Origin of the sequence: Mesorhizobium sp. M0139, assembly GCF_040322455.1 — a bacterium.
Classification (GTDB): domain Bacteria; phylum Pseudomonadota; class Alphaproteobacteria; order Rhizobiales; family Rhizobiaceae; genus Mesorhizobium.
In genome coordinates this window covers 1-7,427 of sequence record NZ_JAMYTN010000041.1, presented here as the reverse complement: position 1 = coordinate 7,427, position 7,427 = coordinate 1, and the positions used below count along the sequence as shown (strand labels likewise).

Annotated in this window: 3 protein-coding genes and 4 pseudogenes; 2 read left to right on the top strand and 5 right to left on the bottom strand. The window is 58.9% G+C overall.

What is annotated here, in order from left to right:
- Positions 1–74 precede the first annotated feature (74 nt).
- Positions 75–1,212 (top strand): annotated as a pseudogene (locus NKJ58_RS31340) (IS110 family RNA-guided transposase).
- A gap of 327 nt (positions 1,213–1,539) precedes the next feature.
- Here NKJ58_RS31340 and NKJ58_RS31335 read toward each other — a convergent pair.
- Positions 1,540–1,800 (bottom strand): annotated as a pseudogene (locus tag NKJ58_RS31335) (transposase); the annotation flags it as partial.
- A gap of 74 nt (positions 1,801–1,874) precedes the next feature.
- Between NKJ58_RS31335 and NKJ58_RS31330 the strand changes: the two are divergent.
- Positions 1,875–2,899 (top strand): annotated as a pseudogene (locus NKJ58_RS31330) (IS110 family RNA-guided transposase).
- Between the two features lie 222 nt (positions 2,900–3,121).
- Here NKJ58_RS31330 and NKJ58_RS31325 read toward each other — a convergent pair.
- From NKJ58_RS31325 to NKJ58_RS31310, 4 genes and pseudogenes are all read right to left on the bottom strand, one after another.
- Positions 3,122–3,331, bottom strand: a pseudogene (locus tag NKJ58_RS31325) (IS630 family transposase); the annotation flags it as partial.
- Positions 3,332–3,343: 12 nt separating this feature from the next.
- Entirely contained in the window at positions 3,344–5,326 is a 1,983-nt protein-coding gene (locus NKJ58_RS31320; protein ID WP_352854699.1) for an HAD-IA family hydrolase, read from the bottom strand.
- 301 nt (positions 5,327–5,627) lie between these two features.
- Positions 5,628–6,650: a hydroxymethylglutaryl-CoA lyase-like TIM-barrel protein gene (locus NKJ58_RS31315; RefSeq protein ID WP_352854697.1), complete on the bottom strand. Its 1,023-nt coding sequence runs from the start codon at positions 6,648–6,650 to the stop codon at positions 5,628–5,630.
- 549 nt (positions 6,651–7,199) lie between these two features.
- On the bottom strand, positions 7,200–7,427 hold a 228-nt coding region (locus NKJ58_RS31310), incomplete at its 5' end, for a transposase (RefSeq protein WP_352459861.1).

The window sequence follows — 7,427 nt, the reverse complement described above, 5'->3', positions numbered from 1 at the left end:
ACACGCGGGCGTGGGTCGGCGGCGAGCGTGTTCGGGTGCACCTGTTTGTAGCAACGCTGGGTTACTCGCGTCGGCTGCATATCCGTCCCTCGCTTGCCGCTATCCGCACCGATCTTGGCGCGATCTCCATTTCTTTGGAACTCAGTAAATCGACCTGGTTGATCACTTCGCTGTCGCCGGGCAGTGGGGAGAAGATGTCGAAACATGCGGTACGCGGCGGCGATATAACAGGACTGCTGGCACGCTTTGCTCAGCTTCAGGACAAGGCACAGGCGCGCGCCGGCCGGCACTTTGCGCTTGTGGTCATTCAGGAGGCGGGTCTCGACGGCTTCTGGATCCATCGAATCCTGGAGGCCGAGGGGATCGAACGCCATGTCGTCGACGCCGCCACGATTGCCACGTCGCGCCGGCGGCGTCGTGCCAAGACCGACAAGATCGATGGTGAGGCGTTGGTGCGTGCGCTGCTCGCCTACAAACGAGGCGAGCCGCGCGTGTGCGCGATGGTTAGGGTACCCGCGTCAAGGAGGAGGACCATCGGCGCATCGGCCGTGAACGCAAGGTTCTGGTTGGTGAGCGGACCTGCCATGTCAGCCGAATCAAGGGCCTGCTGTTTGCTCAGGGCATCACCGAGCCCCTGGGACGTGACCGGCGACATCGGCTTGAGGAATTGAGGACCGGCGACGGCCGCGCAATGCCAGAACATCTGAAGGGGCAAATCCGTCGCGAGCTCGACCGACTCGAACTGGTGAGAGCCCAGATCAAAGAGGTGCAGGCCGAGCGCGACGCTCTGCTGGCCATCGAAGTCGCCGAAACTCCAGCAGCGACATTACTCGATCTCAGGGGTATCGGCCCCGAGTGTGCCGCCATCCTCTACTCGGAAGGGCTGTTCCGGCACTTCGATAATCGCCGGCATGTCGCCGCCTATGCCGGGCTCGCGCCGACGCCTTGGCAGAGCGGACCGGTCCAGCACGAGCAAGGCGTCTCGAAGGCCGGCAACCCCCGACTGCGAACGACGATGATGAGTTGGCCTGGCTGTGGCTGCGCAATCAACCGAGTTCAGCGCTTCCCGCTGGTTCCACGAACGCGTGATGCGCAATCAGGGGCGCCTCAAAAAGACAACCATCGTCGCCCTTGCAAGGAAGCTGCTCGTGGCGCTGTGGAAATACGTGACCGCGGGCGTCGTCATAAGGTGCTGTCATGAAGGCCGCCTGACGAGATCACACCGATACACTCCTCCCTCGAGGCCTGATCAGCCTCGGCGGATCCAGGAGGCGAACCGAGATCCCAGCTGGCTAGAATGCCGTATCAAAGACGGGTCTCGCCTTCTGGGCCCCTGCCGCCGCAAGCGGGATATTGGTGCAGCCGTCTCAAGCGGCGACCGTATGGGAGTTTGATTAGGCTCGATTGACCGAGCCGTGTCACGCAATCGGGCTCAGCTCTGGATTCCGCCACCAATAGGGAGCAATACGATGCCGCCCTAACACACCTCTTGACCTCAGCATCGTCATGTGAGTCTGGGATCAAACAACTAGAGAACTTTCAGGTTTTGACGGAAGCGTAGCCGGCGTTTTCGAAGTCGTTCTTGCATTCAGTGGGGCCGATCGTTGCGACGAGGTGGCCGATGTGGCGCCACGTGTCCTCGACTGTGCGTTTCTGGGCTTGACGCATCCAGTGTTTGATCTTGGCGAAGGCCTGCTCGATCGGATTAAGGTCTGGGGAGTAGGGCGGCAGGTACCAAAGCCGGGCGCCGGCAGCTTTGATCATCTGCCTGATGGCCGCCGACTTAGGGCTTGCGAGATTGTGGGGTGGACGCCCCCTCACGGCATCGCTGTGCCAAAGTGGTGTCGTTGATCATTACTTGAACGGAGGCGTCCATGTTGGAAGTTAACACAATCGGATTGGACCTGGCGAAGAACGTGTTTCAGGCGCACGGCTCGGATGCGTAGGGAGCCACCCTGTTCCGCAAAAAGTTGCGCCGCGATCAGGTGCTTCGGTTCCTAGCTGAGCAGCCGGCTTGCACGGTGGCGATGGAGGCGTGTGCCGGCAGCCACTATTGGGCGCGGGAGATCGCGAAGCTGGGTCATGGCGTCCGGCTGATCGCTCCGGCTACGTCAAGCCTTTCGTCAAACGGCAAAAGAATGATGCGGCTGACGCGGAAGCGATCTGCGAAGCGGCCCAGAGGCCGACCATGCGTTTCGTGGCAGTGAAGAGCGAAGAGCAACAGGCCGCGGCCATTGTGTTCCGCGTCCGCGATCTTGTGGTTCGCCAGCGGACTCAGACGATCAATGCAATACGCGGCCATCTCGCGGAATTTGGACTTGTGGCTGCGCAAGGCCTCTTCCACGTCACTAAACTTGTTACGGCGATCGAGCAGATGGACCCCACTGTCCCCGAAGCCGCCCGCCCGATCCTGTCTTTACTCGTTGAGCAATTGCGGTCGCTGGATGCGAGAGTGGCCGAGCTCCACCGAGAGATTGGCTGGCGCGCCAGAGAGGATGCGGAAGCCAAGCGCTTGATGACGATTCCCGGTATAGGACCGATCACCGCGACGGCGCTTGCCGCGTTGGCCCGTCCGCTCAGACCTTCAAGAGAGGCCGGGACTTCGCGGCATGGCTCGGACTAACGCCGCTGCAACGTTCTTCGGGCGGCAAGCAAAAGCTCGGCGAGACATCCCGCATGGGCGAGCGAACCCTGCGACGGCTGCTGATCATTGGGGCCAGCGCCGCTGTGCGCTGGGCCATGCGGAAGGGGGCGACCGGGGAATCCGTGGCTTTCGCGAATGCTTGAGCGCAAGCCACCCATGCTGGTCATCGTCGCCTTGGCCAACAAGACGGCGCGCATCGTGTGGGCATTAATGGCCAAAGGCGGAACCTATCGAACGCCAGCCATAGCAGGATAGACCGCTCCTCGAGCAGGCTGCCATGGTGTGAGAAGGTCGAACGGAGAGTATGGCGCAACGGTCAACGAGACGGGATCGGGAAAACCAGATCATGGATACGCGCCTTGAGCGCGCCAGGTTGAATTGGACCCGATCCGCGAACTCCCATACGGGCCCGCGGGATGTGACAGCCGCAACAGAGGCCGGACACATGTCAGCACCCGACCACGCTCCGCGCTCTTCGAAAATTCTTCTTGCACCAACGGGGCGTCCACACATGGCCATGATGACGATATCGCCAGGCTTCAGCACGGTGATGAGCTGCTGCTCGACATAGGCGCGGAAGCATTGGCCGTTGATGGGCCCGTCGAAGACGCAAGGTGCAGCAAGCCGATCGCAGCTCAACGCGCCGAGGAAGGTCAGCGTGCGCCAGTGGCCGTGCGCAGCAAAGCCGGGTTGCTGCGTTCAAGCGCTGTCGCCAAGATACGCCTTGTCCGCTCCGCAATTGTCGCTCGAAGCTGCCCAAACCTGATTTGTCGTGCTGGAATGCTTCGCCGATCGGAGATGTGGACACAAGCTGCCGTCGAAGATCTGACTGAGGCTCTCTGCGACATAGTCGGGGGCGCCGTTCTCGTCTCGACGCAACTGACCGCCGTTGTTGAGACCCGTGGTTACGAGAAGTGCGTCGAGCCCGGCAGCCTTTGCACCCCTGATGTCAGTGTCAACCTGATCGCCGACCATCAAAAGACGGTCGGTACCGGCCCGAGCGATGCATTCTTCAAAAATCGCTCTTCCTGGCTTGCCCATAATCTCTACTGAGATTGGAGGAGCTTCGAACGGCGCTAGTCCAGCTTGAAGCATTGGCCCTATTATACTTGGTCCAAAGACGAGCGAGCCATTCTTGCCAGGATAAATGATGTCCGCGTTTGCTGCTATCATACGCGGCATCTCGCCCGTCTCGATTAGTCTGCGTTGAAAGGTGGACAGGATGTTGTCGGCCGCCCGTTTAAAATCGAAACCTGCGTCATCGAGCACTACGAGCGTGTCGAATGTCTCGGCCGCATCAGCGCAATGAAGGTTTGGATGCGTGCCGAATATGTCATGCGCAGCGTGTGCACTGCCCACATACGAAACTAGTCGCCCGGCTCCCAGCTCTTCGAGTACACGACGTCGCGCAACACCGCCCGCAGACACGATGCGATCGACCGCGGGAATCGGAAGTCCCGCGCCGCAGAGACGTGCGCATATTGTCTCAACCGATCCACTACTGATATTCGTCACGATGTAGTATGGCTGACCGGACGTATTAAGTCGGGCCAAGATATCAGCAGCGCCAGGCAGGGCCTCATTTTCGCTGATCAGAACCCCGGTAGCATCGAAAAGTATCGCGTCATACCAATCTGCCAGTGTCTGGGGAGTTGGGCTCTCCGGGGCGACTGTTAGAGGACAGCCCGTCTCCGTCCTTGGCTCAACCGCGCTCGCCTGAGAGGGCGTAAAGCAGCCGTGATGCACGGCCCTTACTTCGGATGGTATGCTGGCCTCGCGCGCCTCGCTATACGCCCAGGCAAGCCACTTGCATAGGATAGCCAAGTCATCTGCCTCGATGGTTGGCCCCGCCCATATCCGAAATCCTAGCGGCGCATCACCGTAGCTCCAGATGTCAAAAGCCGCACCTTCTACTTCGAGTAGACGGATCATCTCCGCAACGATTCTACCGTCGTCCTCCTTTTCGCCGGCTGCGAGCTGCTCTCGTACAAGCCGAAGAGTAATTGAACAGGTGGAGCGTGCTACCGGATTGGTGCAAGTCCAATCAATCCAAGGGGTAGAGTCCACCCAGTCGGCCATCACAGCATAATTATTGGCAACCCTTTTTAAAAGCGCGGGTAATCCACCACACCCCTCGGCCCAGTCGAGCGCGGAGTGGATATCCTCGACGGCGAACATGCTGGGGGTAGAGATCGTGCGGCCACCAAAGAACGCTTCGTTTATAGATCCATTAGCGTTGTGCAGTCTCATGAGCCTGGCTACGGGCTTGCGTCCGCCGGCCCTTAGCCGTGCCTGGGCCCGAGGCGAGAGCGCGATCATGCCATGGCCGCCTTCGCCTCCAAGCGCCTTCTGCCATGACCAGCACAGAACATCGATCCGATCGAAGTCGATGTACCTCGTAAAAGCTGCGGAGACGGCATCTGCGATCACAAGCCCGGCACGGTCGGGAAGAATCCAATCAAGATCCGGTGGACAAACGCCGTTGCTGGTGCCGTTTAACACTAAAACGATGTCGTGATTGGGATCGATCCCGCTCGTGCTCGGAAAATCTCCGAAAGCACAAACGTGCCGCCGTTGGGGGGCGAGCGTCAAGGCGTCGATCTCGTTTGCCCAATACTGCGAGAAGCTATCCGACAAGAATGTCTCGACTGGCGACGGCCCGAGTAGATTTTGTAAGGCCATGCTGCAGGCTCCCGTGCCCGAACCCGGCACGATCCCGCAGAGCCAGTTGTCAGGCAGTCCTAACAACGAGGCCATGCGCCTGATTACCTCTCCCAGGCGTTCTCCTCCCTCGAAGCTCCGGTGACTACGTCCAACGTAGCGCAGCATAGGTGGGTGCACGCTCCAACCAGGATGTTTACGGCAAGGCCCTGATGAAAACCGCGGATCGGACGGGCGGAGCGATGGTTTCGCAACAGCATTTGGCAAAGTCATGGCTTCCTTCAATTGGCAACAATGGGCAGCTCAACAGAGATATCTGCAATCACGCGTCGTCCTTAGCCATTAGCGTTGCCAGCTTTTCATCGGCAAAACTCATCCGTTCATCGGCGCGGAGGTTCGATAGGCGCCTTATAATTGCGGCGTCAGACAATACCCCGGCTTCACGTAGCTTTTGAACATAGGACGGATGGATAAAGTTGGAGCCAGCGAATTGATAGGCCGCGCTGCTGCCCCAGCCATACCGTTTGCGAAGCGGATCGAAGTGACGCAGGACGTGCTCGAGGAGTGCCCGTTCCTTGGATGTTTTGAGGCGAGTGAGAATCGGAAGGAGCTGCTCACTAGCCGCATTGCCGGCCCCGCGGCCCATGCCGCCCATGGTGCAGTCTATCCAAGTCGCTCCCGCCATCGCGGCGGCCACTGAATTGACCAGTGCATATCCACGGTTATCATGGCCGTGGAATCCAATATCAGGCTCAATTTGATCCGCAAACCGGCCCACAAATTCCTGAACCCGAGTCGGCTTCATAGAGCCAAAGGAATCGGCAATATAAAGCACGTCGATCGTGTTGATTTGCTTTATTTCCTTGAGGCACATTTCAACTTCGGCAGCATTCGCTGCGTCGATCTGCATGAGATTCAAAAACACACGGAAGCCCCTGTGAGACAACTCAGCGCAAATGTCTCGGCAAGCAGCCAAGTAGCTGTAGTGCGCCGCTACGCGGACGGTCGTGATTTGCCTTGGCGCTAGTCCCTCTGTCAGTCGGATCACGGCAAGTGGTACAGGTAGTTCGCTCGCAAGCACATCCTTGGCATCGATCATCACGCAAGCCTCGCCTATGAGATCGGCAGCCACCTGTTCGGCCTTAGAGCTCGTCACACTGGCGAAATATCCATGGCTCTCAGGCTTTCCGGCGAGCCCCAGCTCGACCATGCGCACCGGGAGAGTGTTGATAGTAGCGACATAGTCCGACACCAAGTCCGCCGCGAAATCCCAACCTGTGTAGTAGCCACCGTCACGCAACGTGCAGTCCAGCAAGTTTACTTCATCTGGTATTGTGTTTAACATTGTCTAACCTTCTCCAAATGACGCCACAACATCGAAGTATACCTGCAGCAGCCCGTGGCGCAGCCCCGCCGACATAGAGAATCGCCTGACACCAGCGATGCAACTGCTCCGATGTTTCGGCAACTCAACCTGATGGATCCGCGCAGTTACTACATCAATTGCGCTCGCCAGCACTTCGGTGCCTTGCTGCTAACCGATCCACTACTCTTTCGAGCCGCCCAGGATCCCGCGAGAGGCGGCAACCTTCGTTGGGGTAACTCCTCAGCTATGGCTAAGCCTAAGCCGCTGAGACGGCCGCCATTGCCACCATGCGCTCAGGCCCTTTATCCCACAGTTAACATCACTGCGCTTCTTGGCGCCGTTGCAGACAGCTGAGCATATACCGTGCCAAACGAAAAAAACTGCTCAACACAGTAGGATAGCCCAACTGATAAACTTCAGTGTGCTGTACCTGTGCATGATCATGACACAGATGCATGGAATCCGACGAAGGTTGTGTGCGTCAAGTTCTGCAAAATGGGGCAGCCATGATGCTGGTCATGATGCTGGTCATGCGGCTTGGCGCAGAGCGAGCTTCTTGTGCTCGCGCAGGTCGTCCATGTTGATGTATCGGTTGGCCTCCATCCAGTTTTCATTGGTCTCGACGGCCAAGGCCCTGACCAGGCGCAGGCAGCTTTCGGTATTGGGGAAGATGCGCACGACATAGGTGCGCCGGCGGATTTCCTCGTTGAGCCGCTCCAGCATGTTGGTGGATTTGAGATGCTTGTGGTGCTGTCT